The organism is Knoellia koreensis (assembly GCF_013041615.1).
Taxonomy (GTDB): domain Bacteria; phylum Actinomycetota; class Actinomycetes; order Actinomycetales; family Dermatophilaceae; genus Pedococcus; species Pedococcus koreensis.
The window spans coordinates 247077-262825 of the sequence record NZ_JABEPQ010000005.1; the positions used below are offsets into that span (position 1 = coordinate 247077).

Sequence of the window (15749 nt, forward strand, 5' to 3'; positions counted from 1 at the left end):
AGGGGATGAGGGGGCCGGATGTCGGTCAAGCAGGGACTGCTGGCGCTGCTGGCGACGCGACCGATGTACGGCGCTCAGCTGCGGGCCGAGTTCGAGGCCCGCACCGGCGGCACCTGGCCGCTCAACGTCGGGCAGGTCTACACGACCCTCGGCCGACTCGAGCGCGACGGGTTGGTCGAGGGAATCGGGGCGGACGAAGAGGGGCGGATCAGCTACCGGCTGACCGACACCGGGCGGCGCGAGGTCGCCGCCTGGTGGACCTCGCCGGTCGACCGCGAGACGACGCCGCGCGACGAGCTGGTCATCAAGCTCGCGCTCGCGGTGACCGTCGACGGGGTCGACGTGCCGACGGTCGTGCAGACCCAGCGCACCGCGACGATGCGCCACCTGCGCGACCTCACCCGGCTCAAGCAACAGGCCATGAACGCCAGCGACGACGCCACGCCGGAGGCCGCCAACCCCGGCGTGAAGCGCGACGACCAGGGCCGCATCGACCTCGCCTGGCTCCTCGTCCTGGAGAACCTCATCTTCGCCGGTGAGGCCGAGGTCCGCTGGCTCGACCACGTCGAGTCGACGCTGGTGCGCGAAGCGGTCCGGGGGCCGGGCGCACGACGCACGCCCGCGGCATACGAGAACGACACCGATCGCACGACGGAGGGGGCACGGTCATGAGCGAGACGATCCTGCGACTGGAGGACGTCACCCGCATCCACGGCACCGGCGAGGCACAGGTGACCGCGCTCGCCGGCGTCAGCCTCGAGGTCGCGGCCGGCGAGCTGGTCGCGGTCATGGGGCCGAGCGGGTCGGGCAAGTCGACGCTGCTCAACCTCGCGGGCGGTCTCGACGCCCCCACGACCGGCACCGTCGTCATCGAGGGGCAGGCGCTCGGGCAGCTCGGCAAGGACGGGCTGGCGCGGCTGCGTCGCCGCCGGGTCGGGTTCGTGTTCCAGGACTTCAACCTCATCCCGTCACTCACCGCCGCCGAGAACGTCGCCCTCCCGCTCGAGCTCGACGGCCAGCGGGTCGGCAAGGCGCGGCGACGGGCGGTCGACGCGCTGAACACCGTCGGCGTCGGCGAGCTCGCCGACCGCTACCCCGACAAGATGTCCGGCGGCCAGCAGCAGCGCGTCGCCATCGCGCGCGCCCTCGTGGGCGACCGCCGCCTGGTGCTCGCGGACGAACCCACGGGCGCCCTCGACTCGCACACCGGCGAGGGTGTGCTGCGCGTCCTGCGCGAACGCTGTGACGCCGGCGCCGCCGGTCTCCTCGTCACACACGAGGCACGGCACGCGGCCTGGGCCGACCGGGTCGTGTTCCTGCGCGACGGGGTCGTCGTCGACTCGACCGGCGGCGACGTGGCCGAGTCGCTCCTCGAACCGACGGCCTGAGGCGCACGACCATGGCTGCGGTCGTGGAGCGCGAGGCACCGGCCGGTATGCCGCGTGGCGACGCCCGCGCGGACGTCCCGTCCTCGCGGTGGTCACGATGGGTGGCATCGTGGCGGGTGGCGCTGCGGATGGCGCGACGCGACCTGCGCCGGCACCGCGGGCGGGCCGTGCTGGTGTTCGTCATGGTGGCGCTGCCAGTCGGGCTGCTCGTGGGAGGACTGGCGTTCAGCACCTCAGGGATGGTGACGGCGGCCGAACGCATCCCGGTCTCCTTGGGCACGGCGCAGGGCATGCTGCGCGGACCGAACGCACGCGTGGTCTGGCAGACCGCCGACCCCGATGTCGGCTATGGCACCGCGGACGGTGAGCAGCCGCCGCCTGAGGCCACCCCGGTGCCGGGCTTCGACCCGGGCGCTGGTGGCACCTCCGGCAACGCCGCCGCTCTTGAGCGGCTCACTGGCGGTGTCGTGGTCCCCGTCGGGTCGGAGACGGTGCGTCGCGTCCTCGACGACCGGCGCTCGCGCATCACGACCGTGGAGAACCTCGACCTGGCGAGCGTCGACCTCGGCACGAAGGCGGTGCTGCGGTCGGGGCGATGGGCCAAGGACAACACCGAGATCGTCGCCACGTCGTTCGGGGTCAGCCGCGGCATGCCGACGTCGGGCACCGCCCTCCTGCGATCCGGCGGCAAGGACTTCCGGGTCACCGTCGTCGGGGTGGCCGACTACTTCACCAGCTGGGGTGGCCAGCCGGACGCCGTGACGGCGGCGCCGTTCAATGCCGCGAGCGTGATGGACTGGAGCTACCTCGTGCTCCGGGACACCGCGATCCCGTACTCGGAGGTCAAGCGGCTCAACGGCTACGGGTTCCAGGTGATGAGCGCTGACGTGCTGCGGCACCCACCGACGGAAGCCGAGCTGCCCCCGCAGATCCAGCAGGTCTCCAACAGCAGTGCCGACGACGTGCGCGTGACCGTCGCGGTGGGCGGCGTCATGCTCCTGCTGGTCACCACGCTGCTCGTCTCGCCGGCCTTCGCCGTGGCGGCCTCCCGCCAGCGGCGCACCCTCGCTCTCGCGGCCAGCAACGGCGCCGAGACCCGTCAGCTGCGACGGACCGTGCTCGCCCAGGCGCTGGTCCTCGGTGTCCTGTCCGCGCTGGTGGCGGCCGTGCTTGCGCTCGCCGGGTTGCGCGCCGTCATGTGGGGCTGGGTGGCGGTGCGGCCGTGGACCACGTTCCGGTTCTTCGAGCTGCCCGTGTGGGCGGTCGTGGCAGTCGTGCTCATGGCCGTCGTGAGCGTGCTCATCGCGGCACTCATCCCGTCGATGCGGCTCGGGCGCCTCGACATCGTCGGAGTCATGAAGGGACAGAACGTCTCACCCCGCCTGAACCGGATCCTGCCGGTGCTGGGTGCGCTGATGGCCGGCGGTGGCGGCATCGGTCTCGTGCTGACCGTGGCCCGGCGGACGTCGGAGATCCCCGTGATGCTGATGGCGATCGTCCTCGTGGTGGGTGCGCTGCTGCTCGTGCCGCTCCTGCTCGTGACGGCCGGCCGCCTGACCGCGAACCTGCCGGTCGCGCCTCGACTCGCCGCCCGGGACGCCTCACGGCACCGCACGCGCGCCGTCCCCACCGTCGCCGCGATCATGGCGGGGGCAATCGCATTGACCACGTTCGGGATCGGGCTGGCCAGCGACAGCGAGCAGCAACGACGTGACTACCGCCCGCAGCTGCCCGCAGGCATGGGCCAGCTCTACGTCAACGGCGACCCCGCGAACGGCAGCCAGACCGAGGACGACCTCACCAGCGCAGAACGCCTGGTCCGCTCGGTGGCGCCGACCCTGAGCCTGGTCCGGTTCGGCATGGTCACGGCGCCGTACGACCCGACCAACCCCTCGGCGCCCACCCGGTTCGTGACTGCCGTCCCGCCGAGCTGCACCGTAGAGCAGTCGATAACCGGCGCGGAAGCCCTCCCCGACGGTCGGTCGAAGTGCGGCCGTCTCGGGACGAACTCGCAGTACACGGTCGGAGTCCTGCCCGCCGACGAGATCATCCGCCTCGCCAGCCTGACCGGCGATGACGCGACACGGATCAGGAACGGCGGCATCCTCGTCCGCGACCGCGGCCTGGTCGCCGGGGGAAAGGTGGCCATGGCAGCCGGCACCTTCAAGGTAGACGCCCAGGGCATCACCAACGCCGTGGACGTGACCCGCACCGACCAGGTGCCCGCCGTGGTTGGGGGCCTTCCCTTCGGCTCGACCATGTACCACGGGATCGTGAGCGACAAGACCGCCACGACGCTCGGGTGGCCGGTCGGCCAGTACATGCTGCTGCTGCGCAACCCGGACGGTGCCATCAGTGGAGCCGACGAGAAGGCCCTGACCGAGGTCCTCGACGAGAACACGCTCTACGTCGAGCGCGGCTTCACCCGCGACGACGCGCTCTTCATGGCGGTCATGTTTGGTGCTTTCGCCCTGCTGCTGGTCATCGTCACGCTGATCTCGACCGCCTTGGCGCTGGCCGAGCAGCAGACCGACCTCGGCACCCTCGCCGCCGTGGGCGCCACCCGAGGCACCCGCCGCCGGTTCGCCGCCGCGCAGGCCGCCACGGTCGCGTTCCTCGGCGCACTCGTCGGCATCGCGGTCGGGCTCGCCCCCGGCATCGCGATCACCTACCCCCTCACCACCGTGACCTGGAACCCCGAGACCGGCGAGCAGCTCCACCAGGACCCGATCACCGTCATCCCCTGGCTCCACCTGGGCCTCGTCCTCGTCGGCGTCCCCCTCATCGCGGCACTCATCGCGGCCGTCGCGATCCGTCGCGCCCCGACCATGACGCGCCGCGCAGGCTGACGCGATGGCGACCGTGACGGAGTCACAAACCACGGCGGGTATGCCGCGTGGTGACGCGCCGGCGGACCTCACCTCCACGAGGTGGTCGAGGTGGGTGGCGTCCTGGCGGGTCGCGTTGCGGATGGCGCGGCGGGACCTACGCCGCCACAAGGGCCGAGCGGTGCTGGTGTTCCTCATGGTCGCGATCCCCGTCGCCCTCATCACCGGCGGCGCCACCCTGAGCGCCACGGGCGAGACGGACGCGGGTGACCGAGTGATGCTCCAGATGGGATCGGGCCAGGCCCTGCTCACCGGACCGGACGTCGGGCAGGTGGCCCAGCTCCCCGATGCCATGGGCATGCTGGCTTATGGCCAGGAGCGTCCTGCCACGCAGGTTCCCGGGTTCGCGGCCGGTCAGGACAGTGCCGCCAACGCCAAGGCCCTCAGCACCCTCGTTGGCCAACCCGTGGTCGCCAGCCAGGACATCCAGGTGCGAATGCTCAAGGGAGACAGGAGGATTCGCGTCAACGGACTCGTCCTCGACCCGCGGCAGGTCGACCTCGGGGCCAAGGCCAAGCTCACCAGCGGTCGTTGGGGTGACAACCCCGACGAGGTGGTCGTGACCCCGGCAGGTGAGGCAGCCGGCATACCCACCTCTGGAACGGTCACGCTGTCCTCCGGCGGCGCGGCGCACGAGGTGACCGTCGTCGGGGTCGCGACCGCACTGTCCGAGGGCCTCCCACCCGACTTCGTCATCCCCGCTCTGCCCGAGGCGTTCGGCAGCGACGCCACCTCGTTCGGGGGCGCCTCCTGGATCGTCACCGGCGACCCGGTCGACTGGGCGGAGGTGAAGCGGCTCAACACGTACGGCTTCACCGTCCTGAGCCGGGCCGTCCTGGCGAACCCGCCACCGGAGAGCGAGATCGCCCGCGAGCTGCGCGACACAGGCGACACCGGCCAGCGCACCGACCGCATGATCGCGGTCATCGGGGGCGTGTGCCTCTTCATCCTCACCACTCTGCTCGTCGGACCGGCCTTCGCGGTCGGCGCGGCCCGGCAACGACGCACCCTCGCGCTCGCCGCGGTCAATGGCGCCGACGTCCGGCAGCTCCAACGCACCGTGCTCGCCCAGGCGCTGCTCCTCGGCGTCGTGTCCGCCCTGGGGGGGCGCCGCGCTCGGGCTGGCCGTCACGTGGGGCGGCCTTCGCTGGTGGGCGCGGGTCGACCCCCAGTCGCCGTATGCCGCGGTGCCACTCGACCTGCCGTGGTCGGCGTTGGCCATCGTCGTGCCGTGCGCTGTCGTGAGCGCCCTCGTGGCGGCCAAGCTCCCGGCCATGCGGCTCGGCCGTCTCGACATCATCGGCGTGATGCGCGGGCAGACGGTGTCCCCGCCGCTCGGGCGCACGCTGCCCATCGTGGGCGTCGTCCTGGCCGGAGTCGGTGCCGCGGCGGTGCTGACCGGGGCGCCGATGCAGTCCGGCGGCGACTACCGCGTGGGGTTCGGGTCGGTGGGGCTGGTGCTGGGAGTCCTGTGCCTCGTCCCGGCGCTGCTCGTCTTCCTGGGCAGGGTGTCGGCACGCTGGCCGATCTCGATCCGCATGGCGACGCGGGACGCGGCCCGCCACCGCAGCCGGGCCACGCCGACGGTGGCCGCGATCCTCGCGGCCGTGGCCGCCATCACGATCATGAGCATCGGGCTGTCCAGCGACACCCGGCAGCAGCGGGCCGAGTACGTGCCCCAGGCGCTGCCCGGCGAAGGCACGATCTCGACGTGGGACGCCGAGAGCCGGCTGTCGGCCGACGCCGCCCTGCGTCCAGTCGCCGGCACGGTGCGCGCGACGCCGCTGCTCGTCGTCCGCGGCGTCGACGACCCGCTGGCCGGGCCGATGTCCCCGACACCGGCGAAACCGCAGCCCTTCGTCGCCGCGGTCCCCGACGGGTGCACTGCCGAGCAGTCGATCTGGGACACCGGGTCCGGCCAGAACTGCATCCGTCTCGGCACGATGGCCTACGACAACGCCTTCATCGGGGTGCTGCCCGCGGCCGAGATCGCGGCGCGGCTCGGGCTCACTGCCGACCAGGCTCGCGCGGTGCGCGAGGGGGCCATCGCGGTGGCCGTCCCGTCGCTGCGGAACGAGCGGTCGGTGCGGCTGGCGTCGGGCACGTTCGTCATGGACCAGACCACCTACGCGCCCAGCCAGGTCAAGACGACTCGCACCGACGAGCTGCCCGTCGTGCCGGTGGCCGCCGTCCACCGCGGCGACGGCGCCATGCCGGCCCAGACCGGTGCCTTCGTGACTCCGGAGACCGCTCGCCGACTGGGTTGGCCGACGGTGCAGACCATGCTGCTGCTTCGCGCGCCCGACGGTGGAGCCATCGACGAGGCGACGGAGAAGCAGGTCGACGAGACCCTCGGTGCCGAGAGTGAGGGCCTCTATGTCGAGCGCGGGTTCCAGCGCTACGACGCGACGATCATGCGGGTCCTCATGGGGGTCGGAGCCGCCCTGGTGCTCATCGTGACCCTCATCGCCACCGCGCTGTCGCTGGCCGAGCAGCAACGCGACCTGGGCACCCTGGCCGCGGTCGGAGCGACCCGCGGGACCCGGCGTCGGTTCGCCGCCGTCCAGGCAACGGTGACCGGTCTGCTGGGCGCCCTGTGCGGGGTGGCGGTCGGACTCGTCGCGGGCACCGCGCTGGCGTTCCCGCTGACGACGGGGCAGTTCACCGACCCGGCGACCGGAGCGACCCGGACCAACGGGCCCTACCTCTCGGTGCCGTGGCCCTGGCTGCTGCTCGTGGCGGTTGTCGTGCCCGTGGTCGCCGGTCTCATCGCAGCGGCGGCCATCCGGCGCGAACCGACCATGACCCGCCGCGCAAGCTGACCCGCCTCGGCGCCAAAACGGGGGTTGCTGGCGTGAAACGGGGCCAAATGACGCCCGTTTTGTGTCAGCAACCCCCGTATTGCGGGAAGCGCGCGGGCGGGCCTGCCGGGGCCCGGTCCGTGGGGCAGGATGGGTGACATGAGCGACCAGCCCACGCAGCCGCAGCACGACCAGCAGTCGACCTCCCAGCCGGACCCCCAGTCCGGTCAGCAGTCGGGTCGGCCGGACGACGGTGACCAGCGCGTCGTCGTCGTGACCCAGGACGGCATGGGCGTCGCCCAGCCCGACGAGGACCAGGACGGTCCCGCCAACCCGGCCTCACAGGTCGAGCAGCCGGCCAAGGTCATGCGGATCGGGTCGATGGTCAAGCAGCTGCTCGACGAGGTGCGCAACTCCCCGCTCGACGACGCCGGTCGCGCCCGCCTCGCGGAGATCCACCGCCGGTCGATCAAGGAGCTCGAGGACGGTCTCGCGCCCGAGCTGATCGACGAGCTCGAGCGGATCTCCTTGCCCTTCACCGAGGACGACACCCCCACCGACGCCGAGCTGCGGATCGCGCAGGCCCAGCTCGTGGGCTGGCTCGAGGGCCTCTTCCACGGCATCCAGACCGCTCTCGTCGCCCAGCAGATGGCCGCCCAGCAGCAGCTCACCCAGATGCGTCGCGCGCTCCCGCCCGGCGCCGCACCGCAAGGTGCGCCCGGGCAGATGCCGGGAGCACCCGGCATACCGACCGACTCGGGTGAGTCGAGCGGCCCCACCGGCCAGTATCTCTAGGACTCACCCCGCCGGGACGAGGTCGCCGCGCGCGATGCGCGGCAGGGGCGACAGCCAGGCGTATGCCGCGGCGAGCACCCCGACGCAGGTCAGCGCCAGCATCGCGTGGGGCACGGTGAGGCGTTCGGCGAGCTGGCCTGCGACGAGGGCTCCGAGGGTCCAGCCGACGCCCCACGACAGCATGCGGCCGGCGGTGTTGACCCGGCTCAGCAGGTGCTCCGGCGTGACCTGCTGGCGGTACGTCAGCGAGTTGATGATGACCACCTGGTAGGCCAGGCCCCACACCACCATGAGGACGCAGGCGACGACCCAGTTCGTGGCGAGCGCGACCGCGATGCCGGCCACGGCCGACACAGGGATGGCGGCGAGGGTCAGGCTGGCGGGGGTCCAACGGCGCAACAGTCGCGGCGTGAGAGCGGACGCCGCGATGCCGCCGACGCCCCACACGGAGAACACCAGCCCGAACCGCCAGCCCGACGTGCCGATGCCCAGAGTCCGGTCGGCCCACGGCACCCACAGCGCGACCCAGCCGGCGCCGGCGATCGACTGGAGCATGCCGATGAGGGTGTTGGACCGCACGCCGGGGTGACGCCAGAGGAAGGACAACCCTTCGCGGATCTCGGCGAAAACCCTTGCGGTGGCTTGCTTTCCGCCGGGGCCGGCGGCTGCGGCGGCGCGCTCGCGGGGCAGCGACATGGCCCGGCCGATGGAGCGCACGAGGAGCGCCGAGACGAGGAACGTGAGGGCGTCGAAGAACAGCACGTCGGCCGGGTGCATGACCGCGAGCGCGACACCGACGGCGGCCGGCACCGTGAGGTCGAGGACACCACCGAAACCCCACACCGCGGCATTCGCCTCGCCCACCCGGTCGCGTCCGACGAGCACCGGCAGCGCGCCGAAGTTCGCGCCGTCGAAGAACGTGAACAGCGCCTGCGCCACGAACCCGGCCACCAGCACGTGCGGCACGGTGAGGTGCCCGAGCCACCACGCAACCGGCACCGACCCGATGATGGCGACGTTGGCGAAATCGGCCGTGACCATGACGCGCTTGCGGTCGAACCGGTCGCCGACGACACCCGAGAACAGCCCGAACAGCAGGTAGGGCAACGCCTCCAGCATCGTCGTGAGCGCGGTGAGCCCGGGCGAGCTGCTGAGCCGGTAGACCAGGACCGGCATGGCGACCGCCGTCGCGAGCGACCCGGTGAGCGAAGCCATCCGCGCGGTCCAGTAGCGGCGGAAGTCGCGGTCGGAACGCAGCGGAGTCGAGGTGGCGGGGGCGGTCACCAGGACAGTCTGACGGTTGAAGTGGGGCTCACCTCAACCGAGATTCGGGTATGCCGCGTGGTCGCCTCGGGTGCCCAAGGAGCCAGCGCCCTACTCAGGCCTGCCAGACCTCGGCCTCGGTCACGAACGCCGAGCTGCTGGGCCGCTCGGGTGTGCCGCCACGCGTGACGCGGCCCGGCAGTCGATGGCCCTTGAGGCGGATCGCGCCGTCCGCGCACGGACCGAGGACGAGGCTCAGGCTGTGCGGCACCCCGCCGAGCGGGAAGTCGTCGGTGGCGAACGTGCGCCGGTCCATCACCTCGGTGACCTCGACGGCCAGGTCGCCCGCCTGCGCCCGCATCCCCGTGGCGAGGTCGATCTCGACCTTGGCGCGGGCGCGGCGCACGAGGGGCACCGACCAGGGCAGCCCGTCGAGCTCGGGGAAGTGCCGCACGAAGTGGTCGGCCAGCCACATCCCGAGCCCCCGGTCGCTGCCGTAGACGGTGACGCCCGTGGGCTGCCACAGGACGATGGCCGTTCCGCGCCCGTGCGTGGACCAGTCGACCCACCAGCACGAGACGTATGCCGTGCACGCACCGGCGTCGTCGAACAGCTGCACCGCCGGGTTGGCACCGACGAGGATCGGCTTGCGCGTCATCGCCCGCATGGTCGAGGCAAGAATCGGCCGAGGCAATGGTTTCGACCAGGACCGAAACCCCGCCCGCGGGTGCCGGGAAGCCGGCCACGCGGCATACAGTCACGCCCATGAGTGACACGACCTCCGGCAGCGACGCCGTCCGCACCCTGGCCGACGAGTTCCACGAGTGGGAGTTCGCGAACAGCCCGACGTGGGCCCACATGATGGGCGACTACGGCTACGCCGACCGGTTCGAGGACGCCACCCGCGCCGCGGAGGACGCGACGATCGCAGCGGCGCGCGGCTTCGCCGAACGCGCGCGGGCGATCCCGGACGACGGGCTCACCGACCAGGACAAGATCACCCGCGACATGGTCGCGTTCGACGCGGACAGCCAGGCCGACGTCGCGGAAGGCCGGTTGGCGGAGCTGTCAGCCGACCCGATCTTCGGCATCCAGGTCGACCTGCAGATCACCGCGCCGATGCTGGCGCTGCCGACGGTGGAGGTGGCCGAGGCGCTGCCCGCGAAGTACCGCGCGATGGGGCAGCACCTGTCCGACCTGGCTGAGCGCCACCGCGAGGGCGTCGCCAACGGCCGGGTGCCGGCACGGTTTGCGGTCGACGGGGTCGTGGGGCAGATCGACGAGTGGCTCGCGACCGACCTCGACGACGACCCGATGCTCACGACCGCCACCGCGCCCGAAGGTCTCGACGCCGACGAGTGGCGCCAGTCGCTGCGCGCCGCGATCGAGGAGTCGCTGCGGCCCGGGCTCGCCCGCTTCCGTGAGGTGCTGCGCGACGAGGTCGCTCCCATCGCCCGCGACGACGACCACGTGGGGCTGCTCCACGTGCCCGGCGGGCCCGCGGCATACACCGCCCTCCTCGCCCACCACACGACGACTTCCCTTGGGGCGCAAGAGATCCACGACATCGGGCTCGCCCAGATCGCCAAGCTCGACGAGGAGTATGCCGCGCTCGGCCAGGAGGTCTTCGGGGTCGACGACCCGGCGGCCGTCCGGGAGCGGCTGCGCAGCGACCCCGAGGGTCGGCACACCAGCGCCGAGGACATCGTCGCCGCCTCGGAGGCCGCGTTCGCCAAGGCGCGGGAGGCGATGCCGCAGTGGTTCGGCCGCCTGCCGAAGGCCGAGTGCATCGTCCAGGCGACCACCCACGGCGCTGCCGCGTACTACTACCCGCCGGCCGACGACGGCTCGCGGCCGGGCACGTTCTTCGTCAACACCGAGCCGCCGTCGCGGTGGGGGCGCCACGAGATCGAGGCGCTGGCCTACCACGAGGGCATCCCCGGCCACCACCTTCAGCTCGCCATCGCCACCGAGCTGACCGACCTGCCGGACTACCGGCGGCACGTCAACTTCAACGCCTACGCCGAGGGCTGGGGCCTCTACACCGAGCGGCTCGCCGACGAGATGGGCCTCTACTCCGGCCAGCTCGAGCGGCTCGGCATGCTGACGATGGACTCGATGCGGGCGTGCCGGCTCGTCGTCGACACCGGCATCCACGCCCTCGGCTGGTCGCGGCAGCAGGCGGTCGACTACATGGCCGCACACTGCGCCATGGCCGTCGAGGGTGTGCAGGCCGAGATCGACCGGTACATCACGCACCCCGGCCAGGCCACGAGCTACATGATCGGGCGGCTCGAGCTGCTGCGCATCCGGGCCGAGGCCAAGCAGCGGCAGGGCGAGGCGTTCGAGGTCAGCGCGTTCCACGACGCGGTGCTCGACTCCGGCTCGATGCCGCTGACGGTGCTCGAGCAGGTCGTCGAGACCCGCCTCGCCTGAGGCGAACGCCGCCACGCGCAAAACCCCCGTTGCGCGGCAAACGGTGGGCTACCACCCCGACGTATGCCGCCTGGCGTGGGTTTTGCTGGTGTGTCGCCTAGGCGGTGGCGGCGGCGATGGCCCGGCCGGCCGTGCGGCCGCTGAAGAGGCAGCCACCGAGGAAGGTGCCCTCGAGCGCGCGGTAGCCGTGCACCCCACCGCCGCCGAACCCGGCGACCTCGCCCGCGGCATACAGGCCGGGCACCGGCTCCCCGGCGGCCGACTGCACCCGTCCCTTGAGGTCCGTCTCGAGTCCGCCGAGGGTCTTGCGGGTGACGATGCCGAGACGGACCGCGATGAGCGGCCCGGCCTTGGGGTCGAGGATGCGGTGGGGTGTCGCGGTGCGAATCAGCTTGTCCCCACGGTAGTTTCGCGCCCCGCGGATGGCCGTGACCTGGAAGTCCTTGCCGAACGCGTTGTCGATCTGGCTGTCTCGGGCACGGATCTGGCGATCGAGGTGGGCGGCGTCGATGGGCGCGTCCGGCGTGAGCTCGTTCATCCTGGCCACGAGCTGCTCGACCGTGTCGCCCTGTACGAAGTCGACACCCCGGTCGAGGAACGCCCGCACGGGCGCGGGCATGTCCGCGCGCGCGCGCCCGAGGACGTCCTTGACCGACTTCCCCGTGAGGTCGGGGTTCTGCTCAGAACCGGAGAGCGCGAACTCCTTGCCGATGATCTTGTGGGTCAGCACGAACCACGAGTGGTCGTGCCCCGTGCGGCGCAGGTGCGCCAGCGTGCCCATGGTGTCGAAGCCGGGGTAGAGCGGCGCGGGCAGCCGGTCACCGTTGCCGTCGAACCACATCGAGCTCGGGCCCGGCAGGATCCGGATGGCGTGGTCGGGCCAGACGGGGTCCCAGTTGTGGATGCCCTCGACGTAGTGCCACATGCGGTCGCGGTTGACCACGCGCCCACCGGCCGACTCGGTGATGGCGAGCATGCGGCCGTCGACGTAGGCCGGCACGCCGGTGATCATGTGCTCCGGCGGCTCCCCCAGCCGGTCCGTCGGCCAGGCCGCGCGGACGAGGTCGTGGTTGGCGCCGATCCCGCCGCTGGTGACGAGGACCGCCTGGGCGGTCAGCTCGAAGTCGCCCACCTCGTCCCGGTTGGTCGGACGCCCGCGCTCCGCCGGGTCGTCGGACAGTCGCTTGCCCCGAACCCCAGTCACAGCACCGTCATTCGTCACCAGCTCGTCGACACGGTGCCGGTGCCGCAGCTCGACGCGGCCAGTCGCGACGTGCTCGCCCACCCGTCGGAGGAAGGGCTCGAGCACCCCAGGTCCGGTCCCCCACGTGATGTGGAACCGCGGCACGGAGTTGCCGTGCCCGCCGGCGTCACCGTCGCCCCGCTCGGCCCAGCCCACGACCGGGAACCACCGCATCCCCTGCTCGTGCAGCCAGGCGCGCTTCTCCCCCGCGGCGAAGTCGACGTACGCCTTGGCCCACTGCACCGGCCACCGGTCCTGGTCGTCCAGCCGGTCGAAGCCCGCCGTCCCCTGCCAGTCCTGCCACAGCAGCTCGGCGCTGTCCTTGATGCCCATCCGCCGCTGTTCGGGGCTGTCGGCGAACAGGAGCCCACCGAACGACCAGTGCGCCTGGCCGCCGAGGTTGGCCGCGCTCTCCTGGTCGACGACAACCACCGTGCGCCCGGCATCGGCGATCTCGGCAGCAGCGACGAGCCCGGCGAGACCGGCACCCACGACGATGACGTCAGCGTCCATGGGCCCAACCTAGGCCAGCGCGGCACCCCACGGGCCGGTATGCCGCGGGCTCACCCCCGCGGCATACCCACCTGCACGCGGTCGTTGACGACCGCAAAGGTGACCTCGCCGAGGTCGGTGACCACGGCGTCGGCGACGAGGTCTGCGCGCGATGTCGTCGTGGTGACGGCGAGCGTCGCGCACCCCGCGGCGCGGGCGGCTTCGAGCCCGGCGGGTGCGTCCTCGACGACGAGGCAGTCAGCCGGGTCGACACCGAGCCGTTGCGCCGCAAGGAGCCACGGGTCGGGGTAGGGCTTGCCACGCTCGACATCGCTCGCGGTGACGAGCACGTCAGGGGTGGGCAGCCCGGCTGCGGCGATCCGGGCGGCGGCGAGTGGGGCGGTGCTCGAGGTGACGATGGCCCAGTGCTGTGCGTCACCGACGGTGAGTGCAGCGCTGGCCGCACGCGAACCCGGCAGGGGCACGACGTCAGCGATATCGGCGACCTCGAGCGCCTCGATGCGGGCCAACGACTCCGTGACGCGTTCTGCCGCAACGAACTTCGCCACGATCGCCTTGGCCGGCACGCCGTGGTGGCCGGCGAGGTCACGCGGGTCGACGCCCTCCTCCTGCGCCCACGTGATCCAGCTGCGCACCACCGCCGGCGTCGAGTCGAGCAGCGTGCCGTCCATGTCGAAGAGGACGGCGGCAAAGGAGCGGTCGGCAAAGGGGTTGGGTGCGCCCGGCATGCGTTCCACCCTATGAGGGCCGCGACGCCGCCCGACGAGCGGTGGTTACGGTGGACCGGTGAGCGCCACCGACCCCACACCGGCCGGCCGCTCGCGCGTGCGCAGGTGGCTGGTGCGGCTGGCCGCGCTCCTCGGGCTCGCGGTCGCCTGCACGGCCGGTGGCGTCGCGGCGACGACCCTCTTCCCCACATCGGTCGGAACGCTGAACTACGGTGCCACGCTTCGACTTTCGATCGCACCCACGGACGCGTCGAGCATCCAGTCGCCGACGATCTTCGGTGACATCCGGATGCGGTTCGCCGGCCCGGTGCCTGCCCCCGGTGTGCTCGCCCAGGTGCAGGTCAAGGAGCGCATCACCGAGCTGCTGTCGCGTCCTGGGGTCTCCGTGCGCGACCTGGAGCCCGGCCCGCTCGAGCTCGAGAAGGCCGCGCGGGACGCGGCGATCGCGATGGGGCTGCGGTTCGCCGCCGGTGCGCTGGTCGTCGGACTCGTCGTGCTCCTCGGGTATGCCGTGTGGCGGCGGGGCGACCCGGCTCGCCTTCGGTGGGGCCGAGCCGTCGGCCTGGTCGCCGGTGCATGGCTCGTCGCCGGGGTCGCGACCTTCGGTTCGATCGCGGTGACCTACCACCCGGAGCAGCTGGAGTCGTTCAGGACCACTGGCATCCTGGGCACGGTGCAACGCAACGCCGACCTGCTCGCCGGGGTGGAGGAGCGGGCCGAGCAGACGACGCCGTACCTCAAGAACCTCTTGGCGCTGTCGGCTGCCCTCCAGGAGAAGTACGCACCGCAGGCGCTGGGCCGTCCGGTCGCGGCACGCATCCTGTTCGTGTCGGACGTCCACGGCGCAAACCAGTACCCGCTGATGAAGACCATCATCGAGCAGGAGGACGTCGACGCTGTCGTCGACTCCGGTGACCTCGTCAACTTCGGCACCGCCTCCGAGGGCGAGGCGGCGGGGGTCTTCAGTGGCATCCGCTCCCTCGGCGTCCCCTACCTGTTCGTCCGGGGCAACCACGACGCCACCTCCGAAGCCGACCAGGCCCTGCTCGACCGCTTGGCCAAGGTGCCGAATGTCGTTCTCCTGCAACCGAACGCCACGACCTACCAGGTCGAGTCGATCGCCGGGCTGCGGATCGCGGGGTTCAACGACCCGCGGTGGTTCGGAGACGACAACCGCAACAACGCCGCCAAGCAGAAGCCCGCCGCCGCAGCGTTCGTCCGGGCCTTCGGTGACCGTCCGTCACCCGACGTCCTCGTCTCGCACGAGCCGGCAGCGGTCGAGGACGTCGACCAGCATGGCGGCATACGGGTCAACGGCCACCTGCACAAGGCCGAGCTCGAGGGCAACCGCGTCGGTGTCGGCACCTTCACCGGCGGCGGCCCCTTCAGCCACTTCGTCGCCCAGGGCGAGGACGGCGCCGAGCTCACCGGGCAGCCGTCGTCGTTCGACATCGCCGCGTTCGGTGAGGACTGCCGGCTCGCGTCCCTCACGCGCTACCAGTTCCGCAATGTCATCGAGGGCCGCCCCGCCTACGACGACGTCACCCTCGTCAACGGCGCCCGCATCGAGGCCGAGCTGCCGCAGACCACCGTGGCCGGTGACAAGCTCAAGGCCCCGGCGCAGCCGCGCACCTGCTCGGCCACCGCCCCGCGCAGCACCGAACGCGTCACCGCACCGGCCAACTGACCTCGGC

At 72.1% G+C, this 15749-nt stretch carries 12 protein-coding genes; 7 read left to right on the forward strand and 5 right to left on the reverse strand.

The features are described from left to right. Nucleotides 1–18: 18 nt before the first annotated feature. Genes HJG52_RS18515 through HJG52_RS18525 form a run of 3 tightly spaced genes read left to right on the forward strand, consistent with a single transcriptional unit; the run spans nucleotide 19 to nucleotide 4237 of the window. On the forward strand, nucleotides 19–672 hold the full coding sequence (locus HJG52_RS18515; RefSeq protein WP_171245101.1) for a PadR family transcriptional regulator: 654 nt from the start codon (nucleotides 19–21) through the stop codon (nucleotides 670–672). Continuing rightward, nucleotides 669–1388: an ABC transporter ATP-binding protein gene (locus HJG52_RS18520; RefSeq protein ID WP_171245102.1), complete on the forward strand. Its 720-nt coding sequence runs from the start codon at nucleotides 669–671 to the stop codon at nucleotides 1386–1388. The genes HJG52_RS18515 and HJG52_RS18520 overlap by 4 nt, the downstream gene beginning before the upstream one ends. Before the next feature lie 11 nt (nucleotides 1389–1399). Then, nucleotides 1400–4237: an ABC transporter permease gene (locus tag HJG52_RS18525; RefSeq protein WP_171245103.1), complete on the forward strand. Its 2838-nt coding sequence runs from the start codon at nucleotides 1400–1402 to the stop codon at nucleotides 4235–4237. Nucleotides 4238–4373: 136 nt separating this feature from the next. On the opposite strand, the gene HJG52_RS18530 is transcribed toward HJG52_RS18525, so the two are convergent. Further along, nucleotides 4374–5408, reverse strand: a complete 1035-nt coding sequence (locus HJG52_RS18530; RefSeq protein WP_171245104.1) for a hypothetical protein — start codon at nucleotides 5406–5408, stop codon at nucleotides 4374–4376. A 55-nt stretch (nucleotides 5409–5463) separates the two neighbouring features. Between HJG52_RS18530 and HJG52_RS18535 the strand changes: the two genes are divergently transcribed. After that, nucleotides 5464–7098 (forward strand): ABC transporter permease, encoded by a 1635-nt coding sequence (locus HJG52_RS18535; RefSeq protein WP_171245105.1) that lies wholly within the window; start codon nucleotides 5464–5466, stop codon nucleotides 7096–7098. Between the two features lie 138 nt (nucleotides 7099–7236). Further along, nucleotides 7237–7872 carry a bacterial proteasome activator family protein gene (locus tag HJG52_RS18540; RefSeq protein WP_430413358.1) on the forward strand — a complete coding sequence of 212 codons (636 nt, stop codon included), beginning with the start codon at nucleotides 7237–7239 and terminating at the stop codon, nucleotides 7870–7872. A gap of 3 nt (nucleotides 7873–7875) precedes the next feature. Here the strand turns inward: HJG52_RS18540 and HJG52_RS18545 are convergent, their stop codons facing one another. Beyond that, nucleotides 7876–9156, reverse strand: a complete 1281-nt coding sequence (locus HJG52_RS18545; RefSeq protein WP_171245107.1) for an MFS transporter — start codon at nucleotides 9154–9156, stop codon at nucleotides 7876–7878. A gap of 94 nt (nucleotides 9157–9250) precedes the next feature. Next, nucleotides 9251–9793: a hypothetical protein gene (locus HJG52_RS18550; protein ID WP_171245108.1), complete on the reverse strand. Its 543-nt coding sequence runs from the start codon at nucleotides 9791–9793 to the stop codon at nucleotides 9251–9253. 107 nt (nucleotides 9794–9900) lie between these two features. On the opposite strand from HJG52_RS18550, the gene HJG52_RS18555 reads away from it, so the two are divergent. Next, nucleotides 9901–11571, forward strand: a complete 1671-nt coding sequence (locus HJG52_RS18555; RefSeq protein WP_171245109.1) for a DUF885 domain-containing protein — start codon at nucleotides 9901–9903, stop codon at nucleotides 11569–11571. A 97-nt stretch (nucleotides 11572–11668) separates the two neighbouring features. Here the strand turns inward: HJG52_RS18555 and HJG52_RS18560 are convergent, their stop codons facing one another. Together HJG52_RS18560 and HJG52_RS18565 are read right to left on the reverse strand one after the other, a co-directional pair. After that, nucleotides 11669–13327: an FAD-binding dehydrogenase gene (locus tag HJG52_RS18560; protein WP_171245110.1), complete on the reverse strand. Its 1659-nt coding sequence runs from the start codon at nucleotides 13325–13327 to the stop codon at nucleotides 11669–11671. A gap of 50 nt (nucleotides 13328–13377) precedes the next feature. Next, nucleotides 13378–14055: an HAD-IA family hydrolase gene (locus tag HJG52_RS18565; RefSeq protein WP_171245111.1), complete on the reverse strand. Its 678-nt coding sequence runs from the start codon at nucleotides 14053–14055 to the stop codon at nucleotides 13378–13380. Between the two features lie 58 nt (nucleotides 14056–14113). On the opposite strand from HJG52_RS18565, the gene HJG52_RS21085 reads away from it, so the two are divergent. After that, on the forward strand, nucleotides 14114–15742 hold the full coding sequence (locus HJG52_RS21085) for a metallophosphoesterase (protein WP_171245112.1): 1629 nt from the start codon (nucleotides 14114–14116) through the stop codon (nucleotides 15740–15742). Nucleotides 15743–15749: the final 7 nt, after the last annotated feature.